The 20,194-nt window shown below is 59.3% G+C and carries 18 protein-coding genes; 6 read left to right on the forward strand and 12 right to left on the reverse strand.

The features are described from left to right. Positions 1-20: 20 nt before the first annotated feature. Both ACN0WW_RS03865 and ACN0WW_RS03870 read right to left on the reverse strand, forming a co-directional pair. Positions 21-638 (reverse strand): chromosomal replication initiator DnaA, encoded by a 618-nt coding sequence (locus tag ACN0WW_RS03865; protein ID WP_417609559.1) that lies wholly within the window; start codon positions 636-638, stop codon positions 21-23. Between the two features lie 12 nt (positions 639-650). Further along, positions 651-1,931, reverse strand: coding sequence for a heavy-metal-associated domain-containing protein (locus tag ACN0WW_RS03870; protein ID WP_417609561.1), 1,281 nt, complete (start codon positions 1,929-1,931; stop codon positions 651-653). Positions 1,932-1,993: 62 nt separating this feature from the next. Here ACN0WW_RS03870 and purM point away from each other — a divergent pair, with 62 nt between their 5' ends. Further along, a complete protein-coding gene (purM, locus tag ACN0WW_RS03875; protein WP_417609563.1) occupies positions 1,994-3,100 on the forward strand; it encodes a phosphoribosylformylglycinamidine cyclo-ligase in 1,107 nt (368 codons plus the stop codon). Beyond that, entirely contained in the window at positions 3,093-4,058 is a 966-nt protein-coding gene (gene purN / locus ACN0WW_RS03880) for a phosphoribosylglycinamide formyltransferase (RefSeq protein ID WP_417609565.1), read from the forward strand. The genes purM and purN overlap by 8 nt, the downstream gene beginning before the upstream one ends. Positions 4,059-4,237: 179 nt before the next feature. Here the strand turns inward: purN and ACN0WW_RS03885 are convergent, their stop codons facing one another. Further along, positions 4,238-4,819, reverse strand: a complete 582-nt coding sequence (locus ACN0WW_RS03885; protein ID WP_417609567.1) for a LuxR C-terminal-related transcriptional regulator — start codon at positions 4,817-4,819, stop codon at positions 4,238-4,240. 326 nt (positions 4,820-5,145) lie between these two features. Here ACN0WW_RS03885 and ACN0WW_RS03890 point away from each other — a divergent pair, with 326 nt between their 5' ends. Both ACN0WW_RS03890 and ACN0WW_RS03895 read left to right on the forward strand, forming a co-directional pair. Beyond that, a complete protein-coding gene (locus tag ACN0WW_RS03890; RefSeq protein WP_417609569.1) occupies positions 5,146-6,471 on the forward strand; it encodes a hypothetical protein in 1,326 nt (441 codons plus the stop codon). Next, positions 6,464-7,147 (forward strand): CerR family C-terminal domain-containing protein, encoded by a 684-nt coding sequence (locus ACN0WW_RS03895; RefSeq protein ID WP_417609571.1) that lies wholly within the window; start codon positions 6,464-6,466, stop codon positions 7,145-7,147. The genes ACN0WW_RS03890 and ACN0WW_RS03895 overlap by 8 nt, the downstream gene beginning before the upstream one ends. Before the next feature lie 17 nt (positions 7,148-7,164). Here the strand turns inward: ACN0WW_RS03895 and ACN0WW_RS03900 are convergent, their stop codons facing one another. From ACN0WW_RS03900 to ACN0WW_RS03910, 3 genes are all read right to left on the reverse strand, one after another. After that, positions 7,165-10,281, reverse strand: a complete 3,117-nt coding sequence (locus tag ACN0WW_RS03900; RefSeq protein ID WP_417609573.1) for an efflux RND transporter permease subunit — start codon at positions 10,279-10,281, stop codon at positions 7,165-7,167. Beyond that, entirely contained in the window at positions 10,278-11,375 is a 1,098-nt protein-coding gene (locus tag ACN0WW_RS03905) for an efflux RND transporter periplasmic adaptor subunit (protein ID WP_417609575.1), read from the reverse strand. Before ACN0WW_RS03905 ends, ACN0WW_RS03900 begins: the two co-directional genes overlap by 4 nt. Before the next feature lie 216 nt (positions 11,376-11,591). Further along, on the reverse strand, positions 11,592-12,365 hold the full coding sequence (locus ACN0WW_RS03910) for an SDR family oxidoreductase (protein WP_417609577.1): 774 nt from the start codon (positions 12,363-12,365) through the stop codon (positions 11,592-11,594). 42 nt (positions 12,366-12,407) lie between these two features. On the opposite strand from ACN0WW_RS03910, the gene ACN0WW_RS03915 reads away from it, so the two are divergent. Then, the gene (locus ACN0WW_RS03915) at positions 12,408-12,944 is read left to right on the forward strand and encodes a nuclear transport factor 2 family protein (RefSeq protein ID WP_417609579.1); all 537 of its coding nucleotides are present in this window, start codon (positions 12,408-12,410) and stop codon (positions 12,942-12,944) included. Positions 12,945-13,086: 142 nt separating this feature from the next. On the opposite strand, the gene ACN0WW_RS03920 is transcribed toward ACN0WW_RS03915, so the two are convergent. Genes ACN0WW_RS03920 through ACN0WW_RS03930 form a run of 3 tightly spaced genes read right to left on the reverse strand, consistent with a single transcriptional unit; the run spans position 13,087 to position 16,669 of the window. After that, positions 13,087-15,282 carry a TonB-dependent receptor gene (locus ACN0WW_RS03920; protein ID WP_417609581.1) on the reverse strand — a complete coding sequence of 732 codons (2,196 nt, stop codon included), beginning with the start codon at positions 15,280-15,282 and terminating at the stop codon, positions 13,087-13,089. Positions 15,283-15,314: 32 nt separating this feature from the next. After that, on the reverse strand, positions 15,315-15,506 hold the full coding sequence (locus tag ACN0WW_RS03925; RefSeq protein ID WP_417609583.1) for a hypothetical protein: 192 nt from the start codon (positions 15,504-15,506) through the stop codon (positions 15,315-15,317). Then, positions 15,503-16,669 carry a PepSY-associated TM helix domain-containing protein gene (locus ACN0WW_RS03930; RefSeq protein WP_417609585.1) on the reverse strand — a complete coding sequence of 389 codons (1,167 nt, stop codon included), beginning with the start codon at positions 16,667-16,669 and terminating at the stop codon, positions 15,503-15,505. Before ACN0WW_RS03930 ends, ACN0WW_RS03925 begins: the two co-directional genes overlap by 4 nt. A 249-nt stretch (positions 16,670-16,918) precedes the next feature. Here ACN0WW_RS03930 and ACN0WW_RS03935 point away from each other — a divergent pair, with 249 nt between their 5' ends. After that, on the forward strand, positions 16,919-18,502 hold the full coding sequence (locus tag ACN0WW_RS03935; protein WP_417609587.1) for an ABC-F family ATP-binding cassette domain-containing protein: 1,584 nt from the start codon (positions 16,919-16,921) through the stop codon (positions 18,500-18,502). Positions 18,503-18,644: 142 nt separating this feature from the next. On the opposite strand, the gene ndk is transcribed toward ACN0WW_RS03935, so the two are convergent. The 3 genes from ndk to ACN0WW_RS03950 all read right to left on the reverse strand — a co-directional run bounded on the left by ndk (position 18,645) and on the right by ACN0WW_RS03950 (position 20,167). After that, a complete protein-coding gene (ndk, locus tag ACN0WW_RS03940) occupies positions 18,645-19,067 on the reverse strand; it encodes a nucleoside-diphosphate kinase (RefSeq protein ID WP_417609589.1) in 423 nt (140 codons plus the stop codon). Between the two features lie 86 nt (positions 19,068-19,153). Further along, positions 19,154-19,660 (reverse strand): hypothetical protein, encoded by a 507-nt coding sequence (locus tag ACN0WW_RS03945; RefSeq protein WP_417609591.1) that lies wholly within the window; start codon positions 19,658-19,660, stop codon positions 19,154-19,156. 66 nt (positions 19,661-19,726) lie between these two features. Next, entirely contained in the window at positions 19,727-20,167 is a 441-nt protein-coding gene (locus tag ACN0WW_RS03950) for a DNA polymerase III subunit chi (protein ID WP_417609593.1), read from the reverse strand. Positions 20,168-20,194: the final 27 nt, after the last annotated feature.

Consider the following 20,194-nt stretch of genomic DNA (forward strand, 5'->3'; position numbering starts at 1 on the left):
ACAGCAGAGTTTTCCATCGGTTACAGTTCCATCTTCTCATCACCAGCCTCAAAAAAACCGAGCGCGGATTTCGCAATCGACAGATTGATCGGTTTTTTGGACTCTATTGCGAGTGCATCCATTTTTTGCGCCAATTGGCGCACCATAGCATAGGAGCGAACCATGCGTTTTTCCAGATAGCGCAATGCGTCTTGCGATATGGTCAGGCCCCGCACCGCGAAATATTTTTGAAACAGCCCGTCAATCATCGCCTGATCCGGCGCACCAATTTCCAGGTGAAGCGAAGCCGCGAGGCGGGATTGCAGGTCGGGCAACATGACACCCCATTGCGCAACGGGCTGCTCTGACACCAACAGCAAGGGCTTATGCTCGTTATTCGCCCGATTCCAGAGATGGAATATTTCCACATCCTCATGTGCGGACACATCATCCAGACAAAGCCCGTCGCTTTCAGCGACGAACGCCGCCGCCATGGCCGTTTTGCCAGAGGCGGGCGGCCCGGTCAGAATCAACGTGTTGTGCGGCCAGTCGCGCCATTGCTGCAACTGCCGATGCACATCGGCGTTCGCCGCTGTTACGAGATAGCCGCCATGATCCGGAGAAGACTGCGGTTCAAGAGGGAGGGCTATCTGACTCACGGTCTCGCTTCACTACTGTCCGGAACGACTGATGCGCAAGGCGCCCGCTCCCTGCTGCACCTGCCAGCCCTGAGCGCGCAGCGCCTGCGCAAGCGTGGCGATATCACCCCTATAGGTCACACTCATGACAGACACGCCGCCCAGCGCAAGGCTGGATGTCGAAGCGCCGGTCACGCCCGGTATGGACCGCACAGCTGACTCGCCGCGTGAAACCGCGCCGACGTCTGGCGTATCAAACTGCAAGGATATGGTGCTTACTGCGGCTGCTGCCGGCGTTTCACTGCCTGAACCTGCGGAATCGGGGCCTGCCGGGGCGACCGGTGACACACCTTCGCCTGTTTCAAGCGGCTCTTCATCTGCAATGTCGAAGTCCTCCAGATCGAGTTCATCCAGATTGAAAGGATCTTCGATAACCAGAGACTTGTCGGTTTTCAAAATGCCGCGAGTCAGGGCGCTGGCATAGATATTATCCAGTCGCGCTATCCCCTGATCGAGCATTTTCGGAATGTCGTCGCTGCGGCCCACTTTCAGCGTAAAACTGTCGATATAACGGTTGTCGGGACCATAGCGGGCCGTAAAACGACCGGTCACGGGGCCGCCGGGATATTCGTAGGTCAGCCGCACGATCGGAATAATGACGTCCGCTGCACCGAATTGATCCAATATATTCCGCCACCAGCGCCGGCTGGGACGCTCGGCCTGCCCTGCGGTCAACACCAGCGATTCGCTGTCCGATCCATAAGGGCGGACATAGTCGATTACGCTATCGCCAGAACTGAACCGCGCCCAAGCTTTTTGCCATTCGGTGCGGTGTTCGAAGACCTGTGGCGATCCTCCGCTCCACATGATCGGCAGTACCAGCAATGGCGGCGACCGCAGCCGCCGGCCTCCGACACCCAGAATCGATCCCGCTCTGGCCCGGTCAAACATCACGCCCAGCGTGGCAATATAACGCTTGGGGCCGATCTGCTCCTGTTCAACGATGATCGCCGAGACAATCGTGTTCAGTTTTCCATCGGCCAGGCCGTCCGTTTCGGTGCCATGGGTGCGCTTGTAGAGCATCTTCCAGGCCTTGCGCTGGGCCTCTTCCCAGCCCTTTTTGCGGGCATCAGCCGCATTATCGCCGCGGATATCGACCTCAACGCCGGTCACCTCGAAGTCGCCGGTACTCGCCAGCGGCGCAACCCCGCGCTCGGTGCCTTCCAGCTGGGCATAGACCACCGTCCCCGCGAACATGGTCACGACGGTTACGATGGCAGCGATCTTGATCCTGAAGTCAGTCAAAAAACTCATTTGCGCCCTTTTGACGATTATGGCGTGGAAATCCAGCCGCGACTTGTCTAATCGCACAAGTTATGAGTGAAAAGCAAAATGAGCCGGATTCCTACACCTATGCGAAAGCCGGTGTTTCCATTGCCGCGGGCAATGCCCTGATCAAGGCGATTGCGCCCATGGCAAAAGCCACGGCGCGAGCCGGTGCCAATGCGGAACTCGGCGGTTTCGGGGGTTTTTTCGACCTGAAGGCCGCTGGCTATGAAGATCCCCTGCTGGTCGCAGCCAATGATGGTGTGGGGACCAAGCTCAAGCTCGCAATCGATCATGATCGCCATGATACGGTCGGAATCGATCTGGTCGCTATGTGCGTCAACGATCTGATCGTGCAAGGCGCGGAACCGCTGTTCTTTCTCGACTATTTTGCCACCGGAAAGCTGGAAAACGGCATCGCCGAACGCGTCGTGGCCGGGATCGCCGATGGCTGCAAAATGGCCGGCTGTGCGCTGATCGGCGGTGAAACCGCGGAAATGCCGGGCATGTACGCCGAAGGCGATTATGATCTTGCCGGTTTCTGCGTCGGCGCGGTTGAGCGCGAAAAAGCGGTCACCGGAGCCACGATTGAGCCCGGCGATGTCCTGCTCGGCCTCGAATCCTCGGGCGTGCATTCCAACGGCTTTTCGTTGGTCCGTCGTCTGGCGGAGGACAAGGGATGGAAAATGAACCGCCCTGCGCTGTTCAACCCTGACATATTGCTGATCGAAGCCCTGATCGCGCCGACCCGGATCTATGTGAAGGCGCTGCTGCCGCTGATGCAGACCGGCCGGATCAAGGCCCTCGCCCATATTACCGGCGGCGGGCTGCTGGAAAATATCCCGCGCGTGCTACCCGACGGCTTGCACGCCCATGTCGATGCCGCCAGCTGGGACCAGCCGCGGCTGATGGCGTTCCTGCAGGCCCAGGGCAATATCGAGCCCGAGGAAATGGCCCGAACCTTCAATTGCGGCATCGGCATGGTATTGGCGGTCGCGCCAGCCGAAGTCGACGCGATTACAGCGGACCTGCAAGCGGCTGGGGAAACGGTCCACCGGATCGGCGATGTGCGCACCGGCAGCAAAGGCTGCTCGGTAACCGGATCCCGTGGCATCTGGTCAGCAACCGACGACTGGACCGCCACCCACAATGGCTGAAAAGGCCAAAATTGCAGTATTAATTTCTGGTCGCGGCTCAAACATGGCCGCGCTCCTCTATGCCGCCAAATCGTCTGACTGTCCGTATGAGATTGTACTGGTAGCCTCCAACGATCCCGAAGCGCCGGGCCTGACCCTGGCGCAGGCCGAAGGCGTCCCGACCTTTTCTCATCCGCACAAGGGTCTGGCGCGTGCGGCGCATGACGAAATCATGCACGAGGCGATTGCAGATTCCGGCGCCGAATATGTTGTGCTCGCCGGTTATATGCGGATTTTAAGCGATGGATTCGTCCGCAAATGGGCCGACCATATGCTCAACATCCACCCCAGTCTGCTGCCGAAATATAAGGGGCTCGACACCTACCAGCGCGCCATTGATGCAGGAGACCGGATCGCAGGCTGTAGCGTCCACCTGGTGACCGCCGAGCTGGATGACGGACCGGTGCTGGCGCAAACCGAAGTGGCGATCCTGCCCGATGACGATGCCGACCGCCTGGCCAGCCGGATATTGATCGCCGAGCATCAGCTCTATCCAGCCGCCGTTGCCAAATATGTCACCCGCGAGGCCGATCCTGAATGGATCTTGACGCAGATACGCAAACGGGCGCTGGCGCTGCCGGAAACCCATGAGCGGCCCAGCTTCGGCGCACCCGGCTGGCGCGTCGGCAGCGAAAAGACCGGAAAATATTTCGCCTATTTTGCGCGGAGCCATCATGGCGAGGCCAATATCGCCCTGCTCGTCAAAACAACCGGACTGGACGAACAAGCCGCGCTGTTGGAAGCCGACCCCGACCTGTATTACGCACCCAAATTCTATGGAAAATCAGGCTGGATCGCGATCCGGCTGGATCAGGGAAAAACAGACTGGGACCATATTGCAGAACAGCTTTACAAAAGCTGGTCCCTGGTGGCGCCCAAACGCCTCACCAAGATGATCAGAATTGCGAATGAATTTTAGGAAAAGAGTGCACCACGGACTGAATATCTTGGACAACAAGGAGGAGGGAGAAATGTTGCCCAAAAAAGAAGTCTGCGACCCCAAATGGGAGAATAATCTTCAGCCCGTGATGCTGATAAATAAATAGCCGCGCGCCGGTTGAAAATCGATACGGCACTTGGGCCGTACCAACGGCAATGCTACATTCCGGCTTCGACCGCCAATCGGACCATATCGGCGGCACTCGGCACATCAAGCCGTTTCATCAGGATGGAACGATGCATTTTAACGGTCCGTTCGCTGAGCCCCAATTCATGGGCAATCTGCTTGTTCAGCAGACCCTTGGCGATATATTGCAGCACTTCGCGCTGCCGCTTCGACAGATCCTTCACGATCGCCACGGCCCGCATCCGGCGCGGTTTGGCGAGGCTGGGAGCAGCCGCGTCGATTTCAACTTGTGAACCAAGAAAATATTCCAGCTCCCCCTCTTCATCAAACAGCGGGGCAACCAGCACGGCGTTCTGAAACGGCGTACCATCTTTCTTGTAGTTCAATATCTCAACCAAAACCGATTTCCGTTGCCGCACACCGCGCCGAATTTCTTCGGTCAGCCAGGGCTCGGTCGCCTCGCCCGACAAAAAGCGGCAGTTTCGACCGATGATGAAGTCCCGATCATAGCCCGTCAGCTCCTGAAAAGCATCATTCACGGCAACAATAGGATTATCGGTCAGCCTCGGGTTACTGATAACCGATGCAATAGGACTTTTGTCTATCAGAGCCATGACAGACGCTTTTGGCAAATCCGCTTTCGAGATCGCCACCTGGTCTTGTTTGCTCGGATTATTATCGCGATCCATGGACATTAACCTACGCGATTTTAGCGGGTCAAGGCAAGCAGTAGCGCGCCTTGGTGGCGGTTCATTCCAAATTCCGATCTTGCACGCCATTTTGCGGTTGATCAGCGTCATCGCCGACCGGCGTGGAAGCAAACTCCTCTCCATCGTTTGCTGCCGAATTGAGCTGTGTTCCCCCGACGAACGATTCGGTTTGAATTTCTATCAATCGATAGATTGAAAAGCTATATTGCTCTCAATCAAGGCACCCAGTGATGCAAACCCGCCTCCATCATCCCGAACTTTGGGCCCGGGTCGAACAGCAGGCCGTCGATACGCCAGCAATTTACGGAGACTTTGATTTTTCTGCGACGCCGGAACGCTTTACCACCGATCCGTCAGGCGATGGCACGACCGGATTCGAAGAGATGATCCCCAAACTGATGGCGGATGATGAACTGATCGAGATGATGGCCGCCTATACCTATATGGGTGATCCGGTCGCCGACGCCTATGCGTCCCGGATGAAGGATTTCGGGTTCCGGGCACTGATCGACATGTTGCAAACCGCTTGCGACAAGGATTTGTCCGCGGTGCCCGATGCGCCGCCCGAACTGGTCGCCTTTATCGAAGCACTGGAAGCGCGGCCCGAGTGGGTCGATATGGATCTGGTACGCGAGGGTGCCAGGGTCGAACGCAACCAATATGCGCATCTCGTGCCCTTTGCGATCCGCGGCGCGTTTCTGGCAACCTTCATGAACCGCTATTCGGCGCTGCCGATGGCGCTGACCGGTGCCTTGTCCGACAAACTGGCGGCCCGGCGTGTGCACGAGACCGCAACTTTCTTCACCCTGACCGTTATTCCCGGCGCGCTGGAACGCCACGGCGCTGCGTTCAAGGCAGCGGCGATGGTCCGGCTGATGCATTCGATGGTCCGCTATAATGTGATGCAGCGCGACGGCATCTGGGACAAAAAGATCTATGGTATTCCCATCCCGCAGGTCGACCAGATGCCGGCCGGCCAGATCGGTTCGTTTCTGATCGCGTTCCAGGCAATGCGCGAAGGCCGCGAGGAATTTACGGCCGAAGAGCGGGCCCGGATCGAGATTGCCCGCTACCGCTGCTTCCTGCTGGGCTTGCCGGAGCCGCTGCTCGGCGAGACGCCGCGCACGATCACTAGGCTGATGCTGGCCCGCCAGGCGACCCTGCGCAGCGCCTTCGATGACGAGACCTGCGGGGCGCTGGTGCGAGGGACCATGAATACACAATTGTCGCATGACCGGTCACCATCGGGCCGGATCGACCGAGAACTGGAGCGTGGCTTTTCCAAGGCCTTCTTCATCCGCCAGTTCCTGCAGGGCGATACCAGGCGGGCCGCGGCCATGGGGATTCATTACACGCTGCGCGACAGGGTCCTCGCGCTTGGCGCTGCTGGCCGCATCTATTCCCGGCTTGGTCTGTACAAGCTGCTCGCCGAGATACCCGTCGTCCGGGGCGCAGCGGACCGCCGGCTGGTCGGCAAGCTCAACCGGCTGCTCAAACGCTACGGCCATGCTGAATTTGTCTCCGATGGTGCCAGCTACCGGGCAAATCATGGCTGAAGCCGCCACCCTGCCAACCTCCCCGCGTTCTCAAGGCTATGCCAAGAGCGATGAAACCAGCGCTGCAATCCTAGGAGCGGCACTGACCGCCTTTGGCGCACACGGCTTTGCAGGCGCGACGACGCGCGGAATCGCAGCCGAGGCCGGAGCAACCCTGCCCTCGATCGCCTATCATTTCGGCAGCAAGCAAGGACTCTATCTGGCCTGTGCCGAAGATATCGTGGCGCAATATGAGCAGAGTGCTGCGGCACTGGTCGCGGCGGGAGAGATCGCGATCGATGCACGCGGCGATCCGGATCGCTGTCGCTCCGATCTGAAGCGCGTGCTGCAGATGGTGCTGCGGATCTTCGCGGAGACCGAAAGCGCCCAGTCGCGCGCCGATTTCGTCGCCCGCGAGATGCGCGAACGCGGTCCCGCCTTCCATATTCTCTACCAGCGGCTCTGGCAGCCTGGCGTCGCCGTGGCCGCCGACCTATTGGCTGGCGCAAAGGGCAAGCATGAAGCCGCAGAAAGTGATCGCACCGAGGCACTGATGCTGATTTCCAGCCTGCTCGCCTTCAACACCGGCCGCGATGTCTCACTTGAGATTCTGGGCCGCAACGCGCTCGACGCCGAAGCGCTGGCTTTGCTCGATGGCACTATTGATCGCTTTGTCGATGCGCTGACGCGCGATTGAACGGGCTGCCGGTCCGTTCAGCCGGCCTCGCTGACAGCCTTGCCTTCCCGCAGCTTTTTGAGCCGCCGGGTAACTGCAAGCGGACTGCTGGTGCCACGGGCCAGCAAATAATAGAAGGCCGGAATGATGATTAGGGTCAATAAAGTCGAGATCCCGACGCCCCAGACGATCACAATACCAATGGCTTCCCGGCTGGCGGCCCCTGCCCCGGTTGCCAGCATCAGCGGCAAAGCGCCCGCGACCGTCGCGATCGAGGTCATCAACACCGGCCTGAAGCGGCGCCTGGCCGATTCCAGAATGGCTTTTTCAAATTCCATGCCTTCATCGCGCAGCTGATTGGCAAACTCGACGATCAATATTCCATTTTTCGCGGCAAGCCCTACCAGCATCACCAGTCCTATCTGGCTGTACAGGTTCAGCGTGCCTCCCATGACCGTAAGCCCGAGCAAGCCTCCGCTGATCGCCAGCGGCACGCCCAGAATGATGACCAGCGGACTGACAAAACTCTCGAACTGGGCGGCAAGCACCAGATATACCAGAATGATGGTGAAGCCGAGTACCAGCCATATCGATCCGCCGGTTTGCCGCAGGGCGCGGCTTTGCCCTTCATAGCCGATCGCGACAACCTCGGGCAGCGTCGCCGCTTCATTGTCCAGAAACGTCAGGGCTTCCCCGAGAGAATAGCCTTCGCCAACCGTACCCTCCAGCGTGATTGCCCGCAATTTGTTGAACCGGTTCATCTCACCCGCTTCGGCCCGCGTGGTTAGCGTGACAAGACCCGATAGCGGCACAAGATTATTGTCCCGCGCGCGGACATAGACATTGGCAAGATCCTCGGCGGTGACCCGGTCTTCCGGTTCCGCTTGCAGGATCACGTCATATTCCTCACCGCGATCAACATAGGTGCCGGCATTGCGCGACCCCATCATTGTCTCCAGCGTCCGGCCGACTTCCTGCACCGATACGCCCAGATCGGCCGCCCTCAGCGTATCGACGTTGACCACCAGCTGCGGGCGCGTTTCCTTGTAGTCCGATTCCAGAGTGGCGATGCCAGGATAGCCCTCCGCCGCCACGAACAGCGCGTCCCGCGCACGCGTCAGTTCTTCATAGGTGTCGCCGGCAATGACAAATCGAATGGCCTCGCCGCCGCGACCGCCAATCGTCGAGCCGCCGGAAACGAAGGCTCTGGCTGACGGATAGTCCTTGAACACCCCGTTCAACGCCGACACCGTTTCCGCAGTGGTCATATCACGTTCGTCCCATGGCTTGAGGAACATGATCATCCGGCCTGAGGAAAAATCGCCCGACGGACCGAACGATCCGGGCGCGCGAAACAGCACGCGCCGGAGCGGTCCGTCCTCTTCGGTAAAGGGCAGCGCCAGCTCCTCCAGATCAAACATGACCTTCACCAAACGGTCCCAGCCCGCACCCTCCGAAATTGATGCGCTGCCAAACATGAATCCGGTATCTTCCGGCGGAGCGACTTCCGTCTTCAGCGTTTCCAATGCAAAAACGGCGAATAAAGCAGACAACCCGAAAGCGGCACCGCCAAGCACGAACGGACGGCGGACCCAGCGGGACAACAGGCTTTGATAGCCTGCGCTGGTTTCCCGGAATTTGCCGTCAACAAACCGGCTTAATTTCGTTTCTGCGCCGCGTTTTTTGAGGATTTTGGAGCACATCACCGGAATCAGGGTGAGTGCGGTAAAGGTGGAAATCATGACCGCCACAATCATCGTGATCGCCAGCTCACGGAACAGCAGGCCCGTTTCGCCGGGCAGAAACATCACTGGCACAAACACGGCTACGACAACCGCCGTGGTTGCAAGCACGGCAAAGCCGACCTGCCTGGCCCCTTCAAACGCGGCTACGAGACGGGTCTCGCCGCTTTCGATCCGGGAATAGATATTCTCCAGCACGACAATCGCATCATCGACCACCAGACCGATGGCCATGACCAAGGCCAGCAGCGTCAACAGATTGATCGACAGGCCGAGCAGCCAGAGCACAAAAAAGGTGCCGATAATGGAGATCGGAACGGTCACCGCAGGAATGATGGTGGCGCGGACCGAGCCCAGAAACAGGTAGATGACAGCAATCACCAACAGCGCAGCAAAAGCCAGCGTCTCCCAGACATTCTCGATCGCCTTGGCAATGAAAACGCTGCTGTCATAGCTCACTGCCAGTTGCACGCCGGGCGGCAGAAGCGGCGTGATTTCTTGGATCCGGTCCTTGATGTCATTCGCCACCTGCAGCTCATTGGCGCCGGATTGCCGAATGATACCCATGCCCACCCCAGGCAAACCATTGGAGCGAAAATGCGCATAGACATTTTCCGGCCCCTGTTCGACCCGGGCAAGGTCGCCCAGACGCAACAGCGCCCCGTCGGCCGTGCGACGGATCACCAGCGCCTTGAAATCATCCACATTGCTATAAGCCCTGGCGACGCGCACGGTGAGATTGAGGTCCGAAGATTCGACCCGGCCAGCAGGCAGCTCGACATTCTCTCTTCGCAATATTTGTTCAATATCATTCGGCGAGATCCCGGATGCCGCCATTTTTTCGCGATCAAGCCAGACCCGGATGGCCGGGCGCGATGCCCCGCTGGCTTGTACGCGGGCGACGCCATCAATCGATGAAAAGCGGTCCGACAAGACCCGGTCGGCATAGTCGGCCAGCCACAGGGAGTCCTTGCCTTCGCCTGTCAGGTTGAGCCACATGAACGGACGGGCGTCGGCGTCCACCTTGTTGATTTCCGGTGGATCCGATTCTTCAGGCAGATTGTCCAGTGCTCCGGAGACACGGTCACGCACATCGTTCGCCGCTGCATCGACGTCGCGGTCCGGCGAGAATTCAATGGTAATGTCCGAGCGCCCGTCGCGGGACGAGGAGCGGATCATTTCAATCCCTTCGACCCCGGCAACCCGATCCTCCAATATCTGGGTGATACGCGATTCCACGACATTGGCGGCAGCCCCGGGATAATTCACATCAACCGAAATAATCGGCGGCTCGATCGCCGGATATTGCCGCACCGGCAGGTCCAGAAAAGCCACGATGCCCGCCAGCACGAGGATCAAGCTAAGAACGACGGCGAACACCGGCCGCTTTACCGAGACATCGGAAAGGATCATGATCCGGCGGATCCCTTTCTGTCGCTCGCCTGCGCGCTCTTGTCCGCCGATTGTTTCTTGTCTTTCTTGTCCGGCAGCACAGCCTTCACCGGCGAGTCATCGCGGACTTTTACGGTGCCGTCAGCGACAATTTTGGTGCCAAGCGAAATGCCGCTCTTCACTTCCACCAGTCCCTTCGAACGCAGCCCGATCTCGATAGCCGTGCGCCTCGCGATGCCCTCTTTATCGACCACGAAAACGAAATTCTGGTCACCCTGCGCGACCAGGGCTGTTTCCGGGACGGCTAGCCCGGTTCGGGTTTCCGAAACGATGCGCACGCTCATCAGCATGCCCGGTCTCAGCTTGCGGCCATCGTTCGGCAATTTTGCCCGCACCGTCACACTGCGCGACAGCGGATCGACCAGCGGACTGATATTATCAATCGTGCCAAAGAAACTCTGGTTGGGATAAGCGCCCGTTGTGGCTTCGATCACCTGCCCCGGCTCCAGCGCGCTGAGAAAATTCTCCGGCACGGTAAAATCCAGCTTGATCGCCGAAATATCGCTGATCGTGGCAATCGGACTGCCCGATGACACGACGGTCCCCGGAGACACGGTCCGCAGGCTCAGCACCCCGTCAAACGGGGCACGAATGACGCGGTCGGAAATCCGGGATCGTATCGCATTGGCATCGGCCCGCGCTGCATCGCGCACAGCCGTCTGCTGATCGACGGACGAATTGGTCGCGAACCCCCTTCGCTGAAGCTCGGTCAAACGGTCCAGTTGCTTGTCGGCTTCGCGCGCTCTTGCGACGACCGAGCTGAGATCAGCCGATTCCTCGCCGCTCGACAAACGGGCGATAACCGCACCCCGCCGGACCACCGCGCCGTCCGCATAAGCGATGCGCTCAATGCGTTCGGTGACAGGTGAGGTGATGACCGTCTGTTCGTTGGCAAAAGCGGTGCCGACCGCTTCAATCTCGCTGACGAATTCCGCTTGCGTGACCGTTCCACCGACCACGACCGGCGGTCCGCCCCTGCCCTCCTGGCGGTCGCCGCCGCCACAGGCACACAGGGCCAGCAACAATCCGAAAGCCCAGAAATTGCGAAGCGTCATCCCGGATACCCCTAATCCATTGCATATACGGCTTGACCTATGTCGGCCGAGCTCGCAACCACCAATAGAAACCAGCTATCGTTTACAGCTTCGCAATCGACAGTGGGATACGTACCAAAGAACCATGAGCTCGACAGTCAAAAACGCATTCCGGGCCCATCGGTCGACAACCAGATGCAAAAGATCAGCAAAAGATCAAACGCTCCCGATCGAGAGTCAGGGAACCACGCCCTCCATCACCGACTTCGCATTGTCGACGCGAATGGCGGCACCGTTGATGAACTTGCTTTCGTCCGACGCCAAAAACAGCACGGTATTGGCGATATCGTCCGGTTCACCCAGCGCACTCGGCGCGGGGCCTTCACTGGCCGGACGCAGGTCGTCCCGGCCCATGACCTTGGGACCGATGCCCTGCACCATCGGCGTCAATATGCCAGCCGGATGCACGCTGTTGCAGCGAATATTATACTGGTTATTGGCACAATGCACCGCGACGCTGCGGGTCAGGCTTTCGATCGCGCCCTTGGCCATCGCATAGGCGACGACAATCGGCTCCCCGACGATCGAGGCAATCGAGCACATGTTGACAATCGCACCACCACCTGAAGCCTTCATCGCGGGCACCGCATATTTGCAGCCATAAAAAGCGCCATCAGCGCTGACAGCCATGACAAATCGATATTCCTCGGCGGTCTGCGTTTCGATCGTACCGGGCTCGACCACGCCAGCGTTGTTAACCAGGATATCGAGCTTGCCGTGGCGCGAGACAACATCGGCGATCAGATCTTCCCAGCCCTGTTCGTCCTGGACATCCTGCACATGAAATTCCGCCGCATCACCAATTTCCGAGGCCACCCGTTTCCCGTTCTCGGCATCCATATCGGTCAGGATGACCTTGGCACCCTCCCGCGCGAACATCCGCGCATCGGCTTCGCCCAGCCCCTTGGCCGCGCCTGTTATTATTGCCACTTTGCCTTGCAGTCTGCCCATGCTCTATCTCCTCCGTAACCTGTGCCTTGAAAGCTAGGACCAGTGTCAAATAATAACGACTGGCAAAATGAGGAGACGACCGGAATGTACACTTTGGAGCAACTGTCGGCCCGCGAGGAAATACGGGATGTCCTGCACCGCTATTGCAAGGGCATCGATCGCCGCGACTGGCCGCTGGTCCGTTCCTGCTTTGCCGATGACCATGTCCACAAACATGGCGATTATGAAGGCCCGCCGGACGAATTTATCGGCTTTGCCAGCCAGGTTCTGGAGAATATTCCGGGCTCTCACCATTCTATCTCCAACGTCCATATCACGCTCTCGGAAGACGGCCAAAGCGCCACCACCGAAGCCAATTTCGTCGCCTACCATTATATCGAGCCCGGCAACCCGGACTTCCCCTCCTGCGAAACCAACGGCAAGGCCACCGACTGGATCGTTGCCGGCCGCTATTGCGACACGCTGGAACGCCGCGACGGCAGCTGGATCATCGTCCGCCGCGTAGCGGTTCATGACTGGGAACGCTCGGAAGAGGCCTCGAGTTCAGCAGTGACAGTGGGGCATCACGTCGGGGGGTAGTTAGCTATATCGCTTGGCTTCGCAGTCATGGCCGGCCCGGTGCAGCAACAGAACCGGCCAAAGCAGTCACGGCGACTTTTGAATCGATTTCGCAACTGCTGCGCCGATGCTGCGACGTTCGGCTGGTGGACCCCGGAACCGTCTAGAATTCGATAGTCGCCGAGGCCTTGACGGTGCGAGGCGTGCCCAGCGCGAGATCCGGACGGAACGTGTCGAAAGCGGATGCCCAATAGGCGGTGTTCGCGACATTATCGACGCTGAGCCGCACCGTGAGCGGATTGTCGCCAGCCAGCGCGACATAGCGCGCCCCGATATCGAACCGGGTCCAGGAATCGAGATACAGGCTGTTGGCAATATCGGCAGGCTGTTTGCCCGTATGAACGACGCGACCCGTGAGGGTCAGCGCCGGCGCGAAGGGCACATCCCATTCGACGTTGGCGTTGAGCAGGAATTCCGGCACGCCGACAGCATTTTTGCCCTCGTTGACGCCGTTCTCCGTATCGCGCAGCTTGGCATCGATCACCGAACCGCCCGCAATCAGCCGCAGGCCCTCGCTGACCTCACCGGCGACGGTAAACTCGATCCCGCGGTTGCGCTGGATCCCGTATGGTCCGAACTCCAGCATCGTTGCATCATCGGGGTCGAGGCGCAGGATCGCCGTTTCCTTGTCGATCTGGAACAGGGCCAGCGTGAGGTCTACCGGCCCGAGGGACAGCTTCCCGCCAACCTCATATTGCTCGGACACAAAGGGCGAAAGGGTTTCCCCGGCATTGCTCACCGGCAGCGGCGCGCCGCCACCCGGATTGGCACCGCTGGCGGGAGCGCTTGCGCCCTGCACCAAAGATTCGATACGGTTGGCGTAAAGCGACAATCCCTCGACCGGCTTGACAACCAGACCGAACACCGGCGTCCAGGCGTCTTCCTTATATTCGCTCTGCAGCGCTCCCCCAAAATAGGAATAGGATTTCGAACGGATCTCCTGCAGCCGCACGCCAGCAGTAAACAGGACCCTGTCGTCCCAGAAGCCGATGGTGTCGGAGAAAAAGGCGCTGCGAAGACGGGTGCGCGAGATCGGGAACGGATCGTCAAGATCGCCACCGGCGAAGGATACGGTGGTAGAGCGCGGCAGCGCGACCGGATCGTAAAGATTGTTCAGCCCCGGCGAGTTTGTGTAGAATTCATAGGCGTTGCGGTTCACCAGCCAGTTGATCGAGCCACCGACATTGATCTCGTTGGACAGGCCGCCGGTGTCGAAGCGGGCGCGCAGGCCAGCCGTCGCGGCCTCGTTATTATCGGTCCGCGGAATGTAGGAGCTGCTGACCGAAATATCGCCGGTGGTCGCATCAAGCAGTGTCGGCGTGCTGTAGATGCCCGTCTCCGACCCGTCGCGCGCGCCGAAAGCAGCATAGACCATCAAGTCCTCGGCAATATCATATTCGGCGCCGAACTGGCCGAAGACATCGCGCAACATCGTATATTGCCAGGGCTGGCCGAAATTGGTGCTGGCATCGGGTTCCTCGGGGATGACGCCAAGGCCCGAAACGCTCAGTTTCGGGCGGAAATGCGCCACCTTGACCCGCTGGTAGGCGAGGTCGAGCGAAAGCCGCAGCGGCCCGGAATCATAGTCAATCGCACCGCCCAGCACATAGGTGCTGCGGAATTCGTCATCGACCGAAACGTCCCCCCCGCGTGCGGCGCCGTTGATGCGGATGCCCCACTCACCCTCTGCGCCCAGCCGGCGAGCGACGTCAAAGCTGCCGCCGATATGTTCGGACGCCGTATAGCCCAGCGTCGCGCGAGTGATTTCATTGTCGGTGGCGCGCTTCGGAATGAGATTGACGCTACCGCCAATGCCCGAACCACCGGGCGCCGCGCCGTTCAGGAAGGCGCTGGATCCGTTGAGGACCTCGACCGATTCATACAGTTCCGGCGCGGCCAGCTGGCGCGGCATGATACCGTAGAGCCCGTCATAGCCGACATCATCGCCGGCCAGAGTGAACCCGCGAATGTTAAACAATTCTCCGGCGATGCCGAAGCCGGTGGTGGTCCGGATCGTCGGATCATTTTCAAGCACCTGGCCCAGCGTCTGCGGCTGCTGGTTGAGGATCAGCGCCGCATTGTAGCTGCGCACGCTGAACGGCAAGTCTTCCGCTGCCTTGTCGCCCAGCACGCCGGCGCTGCCGCCCTGGCGGACGCCGGTCTGGTTCTCGCGCTGGGCAGTGACGATGATCATGTCCTTGTCCGCCTGCGACTCCTGCGCCTGGGCCGGAACCGCCAGCGCAGTCGCGGTGAAACCCGCGGCGACAAGAAGCGCCGAGCGCGCACGTTTGTGAGTCATTGTAATTTCCTTTCAAATCCGAATTCTGATGATCAATAACGCCGGGTCCGCATCGCCCAGGCGAGCGCGGCCACGGGCGCGGCCAGCGCCAGCCAGGACAGGCCATCCCGCCAGCCGTCTCCGGTCAGGGCGCTCACCAGCCCGATTATGCCGATCAGGAAGATCGCCGCCGGCCATCCAAAGATTGCCCGCAGCGGCAGGCTATGTTTGTTGTGCCTGCTCATTCCGCCGGGACCGCCAGCCGTTCGATCTTGCGCAGATGCGCCCGCGACGAGGATTCCTTCTTCACCAGCCAGAGATAGAGGCCAGTGGCGAGCACCACGATGGTGAACAGCGTCAGCGCCGCCCACAGAAGCTTGAGCGGCAGACCGCCATAATCGCCGAAATGCAGCGGTCGCGACAGCGACAGCGCCTGATAATACCAGGGCATCGGCCGGGCATCGGTAAATTCACCGCTCTCGGCATCGATCAGCGCCGGGGTCAGCAACCGCTCGGTCAGCGGCGTGTCGCCCTGAAAAAAGACCGCATAATGGTGCTTCGAGCTGAAGCTTCCTCCGGGAAAGGCGATGAACTGCGGGTTGTTGCCCGGCAGCGCCGCCCGGGCCCGCGCCATGGCGCGGTCGAGCGATCCGTAACGCGCGGGCGGCAGCGCCTCTCGCCCGGCATATTCGCTGGTCATCTCCGCCAGTTCGTTCGCTTGCCAGATATCCTCAATCGGCTTGGACAGCGCATTGATCACGCCGGTCAGCCCGACCACCAGCATCCAGGCCAGCGCGACAATGCCCAAGAGGTTGTGATAGTCGAGCCACTTGAGCCGAGGGCTGCGCGATACCCGCAAGGTCCCGAAATCGAGCTTGCGCATGAACGGCGCATACAGCACCACCCCGGACACCAGCGCCGCGATGAACAAGATCCCGATCACCGCGAGGAACAACATGCCCGGCAGGCCGAGAAACATATCGGTGTGCAATTGCAACAGGAAGTGCATCACGCCGCCGTCGCTCTCTGCGACCATGCCGATCTGCTGCCCGGTCGAGCGGTCGAAGAACTGGATGGTCATGTCGGCGGCGGGCGAATCGGGACGCGGCGCGGTGGTGATGGTCATTGACGGCTGATCATTGTCGAAGGCCATGAACACCGGCACTTCGGCGGGACGGTTCGCCAGCGCGCGGCGCATCATCTCGTCCAGCGGCAGCAGACCCTCCGCCGTGCCGGAGGAGCCGACGCTGGGCAGACCCAATTGCGGCGCTTCTTCCGTCAGCTGGTCGATTTCGTCGTGGAATATCAGCGGCAGACCGGTGAGGCAGAGCATCAACAGGAAAGCGGTGCAGACGAGGCTGCTCCACTTGTGCACCAGAAACCAGAGCCGGATCGCTCTTCGCGTCAAATCCAAAATCCTTTGTGAGACTTTCTCGAGTCATTATTGATAATCATTATCAATTGCAATATGTAATATTGAAAGTCATGGTTGCGCTGTCGGGAAAGCAAAGCCGACAAGGCCTGCACGAGCCCTACCGCTAGCTGTTTGACTATCAGCGAGCTCAACCCTATTTTAGGGCCTGCAATTAAAAGGACTTTCTCATGAATAACTCTGTTTTGGATCGCCTGCCCCCATTCCAAACAACCGAGTTATTCTATGTCTGCCCTTCTTACATTCGACCATCTTTCCGCCGCCGCACCTGACGGTCGCCTTTTATTCTCCGACTTGACATTATCCATCGGGCGCGAGCTCGTCGGGATCGTCGGGCGTAATGGTTCAGGCAAATCAACCCTTCTCTCTATAGCAAATAGCGAGCGGGCCCCTCGCTCCGGCACGATAAACCGGTCTTCGCGGATCGCGATGCTGAGGCAAATCCAGCTTCAGAAGGGCAGCGTCGCTGACGCTCTCGGGGTCGCCGATGATCTGGCTCGCCTTCGCCGACTGGAAAATGGTGAAGGCAGTATGGAAGATGCCGGGCTCGCGGACTGGACTCTCGAACAGCGGATTGAAGAGGCGTTCCATCGGGTCCAATTGCTATCGGTCGATACAAGCCGAAGCGTGGCTTCGCTCAGTGGCGGCGAACGGACCAGACTGGGCCTTGCCGCCATGCTTCTGGAGGAGCCCCATCTGCTCCTCATGGACGAGCCGACCAACAATCTCGACGCAGAAGGAAGGGACATAATCGTTAACCTGCTGGAGGATTGGTCCGGTGGTGCCGTGATCGCCAGTCACGACCGCGAGCTGCTTGAGCGAATGGACCGGATCGTCCAGCTTTCTCCCGTCGGGATATTCTCCGTCAAAGGTGGTTGGAGCGCGTTTGTCGCGGAGCGCGATGCCATACGTGAAAGGTTGGAATCCGAACTGGAACGCGCCGAGCGTGATCTCAGGCAGCAAGGCCTGGCCGTGCAAGATCAGAAGGAAAAAAAGGCGCGCCGCGACAAAGCGGGACGCGCGCTGCGCGCAAAAGGCAGCGAACCGAAAATATTCCTGCACAGGCAGGCGGAGAGAGCCGAGCACAGCGGCGCTCGGGACACCCATGTTGCCGACCGTTTAATCGAGAATGCGGGCAAGGCCGTCGACGAGGCGCGGCGACAGGTCGAGGTTGTAACGCCGCTGACTATCAATCTGGAACAACCCGATCTTCCTGCCAACCGCACCCTTCTCAAATTCGAAGACGTGACATTTGAACACGGCGGCAGCCGGTTGTTTGGTCCTCTCTCCTTTTCTGTTACAGGCCCGCAGCGGGTGGTAGTGAGCGGGCCCAACGGCAGCGGCAAGACCAGTCTGCTGCGGGTGGCGATGGGCCTTTTGGAACCCAGTAGCGGTTGCGTGACGCGCGTCGACAAGGCGCTCGCAATGCTCGATCAGCATGTGGATATTCTCGACCCTCGCCTCGATCTTGTTGCCAATATGCAGGCGCACCATCGGGAGATGACGCAAGGGCAAGCGCATGAAGTGCTCGCCCGCTTTGCATTTCGCAACCGGGATGCTTTGCGCCCTGCGTCAACCCTAAGCGGCGGCGAAAGACTGCGGGCGGGGCTGGCAATGATTACGGGAGGCGTTTCCACGCCACAAATGCTGATCCTTGACGAACCGACGAACCATCTGGATGCGGAGGCAATTGAAATGCTGGAGCAGTCGCTCTCATCCTACAACGGTGCGCTTATGCTGGTGAGCCACGACCGGAAATATCTCGACCATATTGGCTATGATCAAGAAATTGATATTGCAGCTGTTTGATAGCGGATCGACTGCTTTGAACATACTTGAGACCAACTGACGGCAAGACCGCTACTATTCGATGGTTTATCCTACCCAATAAAAAACGCCCGGTCGCAACATCTGCAACCGGGCGTCCGTAAATCGTGAAGAAGTGTGTGGCCTAGCCAACAATTTCATCGTCATCGAAGAAATAAGCGATTTCGATCGCCGCATTTTCTTCGCTGTCGGAACCGTGGACCGTGTTGGCTTCCAGGCTTTCGGCCAGTTCCTTGCGGATCGTGCCCGGAGCGGCGTCGGCCGGATTGGTTGCACCCATGATATCGCGGTTCTTCTGCATGGCATTTTCGCCTTCGAGAACCTGCACGACGCAGGGGCCGCTGATCATGAAGTCGACCAGTTCACCAAAGAAAGGGCGTTCTTTGTGAACCGCGTAAAAGCCTTCGGCCTGTTCTTTGGTCATATGAATACGCTTGGAAGCGACGACACGCAGGCCTGCTTCTTCCAGCATCTTGGTGACGGCACCAGTGATATTGCGGCGAGTCGCGTCGGGTTTAATGATCGAAAATGTCCGGGTCACGGCCATGATATTGCTCCATAAATTCGAGGATATTCTGAGATTGCGCCGCCCTTAGCCGGTGCACTGCAGCATGGCAAGTTTTCGATTCGTTGCTAGCCGTTTCCTCCGGCGATAATTGTCGCCGTCACGCCGCCATCGGGCGATGTGGTCGCGGAAACGCTGACGCCCTCGCCGTCAGCCCCGTCGCCGCCGATCATTTGCATATCGCCGGACTTGATCTCCGTTTCGACCTCGATCCCCTTGGATTTCAACTGCTTGCGATAAAACGACATGACTTCATCGACGCTGTCTCCGGTCTTCAACACCACCATGGCACCGGACTTGCCATCGCCCACGCCGCTCATACTGGTCTGGATTGTGGCCCCCGGATAGATCTTGATACCCATCGGAAGGTCCTTGACCGCCTTGTCGCCACTGGCGATCCGCACCTCTCCCCCGTCGGACTGGATGACCGTTTCGCTATTGCCGTCATCACCGGTGACTGAATAGCTGCCCTGATTGCCCTCGCCATCATCAAAGGTGCCCGACGCAATTTCATCGTCGCTTCCGCCGCAGGCAGCGATCAAAAAGGTGACGGGGAGGATCAGATATTTATGCATGGGACAGGCTCCGGATTTTAGCGCGCGACCGCTCGCTATGTACCGGATATTGCTGCAATTCGCAAATCAGGGTCCCTCGACCCAGCGACCGCCATCCTGTTTCCAGTAACGCGGAGTGACAACTTCATTGGCTGCCAGTCGCCGCCATGTGGCCCGCGCATGATCGATCTGGTCAGCGGTAAACAGAAAGAAGGCGCGTTCGAAATTGAGCGCTTCGTCCTGCCACTGTCCATCCGCCAACAGGATATAGGACGCGTCATTTGCCGGTTCGCAGCAATCGGATATCAGGATCGGCTGGGCCGAATCCCGCCCGGAACCGGCAAAATCATGGGCCAGGAAGCTGGTCCGGTCCGCGCTCCACAACGCTTCGCTCAGCGCCGCCCGACGGTCTTCTTCGGCAGCAAGCAGCACCAGCTTTTTTCCAACATCCAGCGATTTGCTCGCCAACATCGGCACCAGCTTTTCCGCCGGATCCCGAGTCAGATGATAAAAATCAACCCGCACCACGGAAACTTCCCAACTTTCGAATCCGCC

Source organism: Parasphingorhabdus sp. (assembly GCF_048269865.1).
In the GTDB taxonomy this organism is placed as follows: Bacteria; Pseudomonadota; Alphaproteobacteria; order Sphingomonadales; family Sphingomonadaceae; genus Parasphingorhabdus.

Coding starts and splice junctions, on each gene's coding strand:
- ACN0WW_RS03870 (WP_417609561.1), bottom strand. CDS start 1,931: ATGAGTTTTTTGACTGACTTCAGGATCAAGATCGCTGCCATCGTAACC.
- purM (WP_417609563.1), top strand. CDS start 1,994: ATGAGTGAAAAGCAAAATGAGCCGGATTCCTACACCTATGCGAAAGCC.
- purN (WP_417609565.1), top strand. CDS start 3,093: ATGGCTGAAAAGGCCAAAATTGCAGTATTAATTTCTGGTCGCGGCTCA.
- ACN0WW_RS03885 (WP_417609567.1), bottom strand. CDS start 4,819: ATGGCTCTGATAGACAAAAGTCCTATTGCATCGGTTATCAGTAACCCG.
- ACN0WW_RS03890 (WP_417609569.1), top strand. CDS start 5,146: ATGCAAACCCGCCTCCATCATCCCGAACTTTGGGCCCGGGTCGAACAG.
- ACN0WW_RS03895 (WP_417609571.1), top strand. CDS start 6,464: ATGGCTGAAGCCGCCACCCTGCCAACCTCCCCGCGTTCTCAAGGCTAT.
- ACN0WW_RS03900 (WP_417609573.1), bottom strand. CDS start 10,281: ATGATCCTTTCCGATGTCTCGGTAAAGCGGCCGGTGTTCGCCGTCGTT.
- ACN0WW_RS03905 (WP_417609575.1), bottom strand. CDS start 11,375: ATGACGCTTCGCAATTTCTGGGCTTTCGGATTGTTGCTGGCCCTGTGT.
- ACN0WW_RS03910 (WP_417609577.1), bottom strand. CDS start 12,365: ATGGGCAGACTGCAAGGCAAAGTGGCAATAATAACAGGCGCGGCCAAG.
- ACN0WW_RS03920 (WP_417609581.1), bottom strand. CDS start 15,282: ATGACTCACAAACGTGCGCGCTCGGCGCTTCTTGTCGCCGCGGGTTTC.
- ACN0WW_RS03925 (WP_417609583.1), bottom strand. CDS start 15,506: ATGAGCAGGCACAACAAACATAGCCTGCCGCTGCGGGCAATCTTTGGA.
- ACN0WW_RS03935 (WP_417609587.1), top strand. CDS start 16,919: ATGTCTGCCCTTCTTACATTCGACCATCTTTCCGCCGCCGCACCTGAC.
- ndk (WP_417609589.1), bottom strand. CDS start 19,067: ATGGCCGTGACCCGGACATTTTCGATCATTAAACCCGACGCGACTCGC.
- ACN0WW_RS03945 (WP_417609591.1), bottom strand. CDS start 19,660: ATGCATAAATATCTGATCCTCCCCGTCACCTTTTTGATCGCTGCCTGC.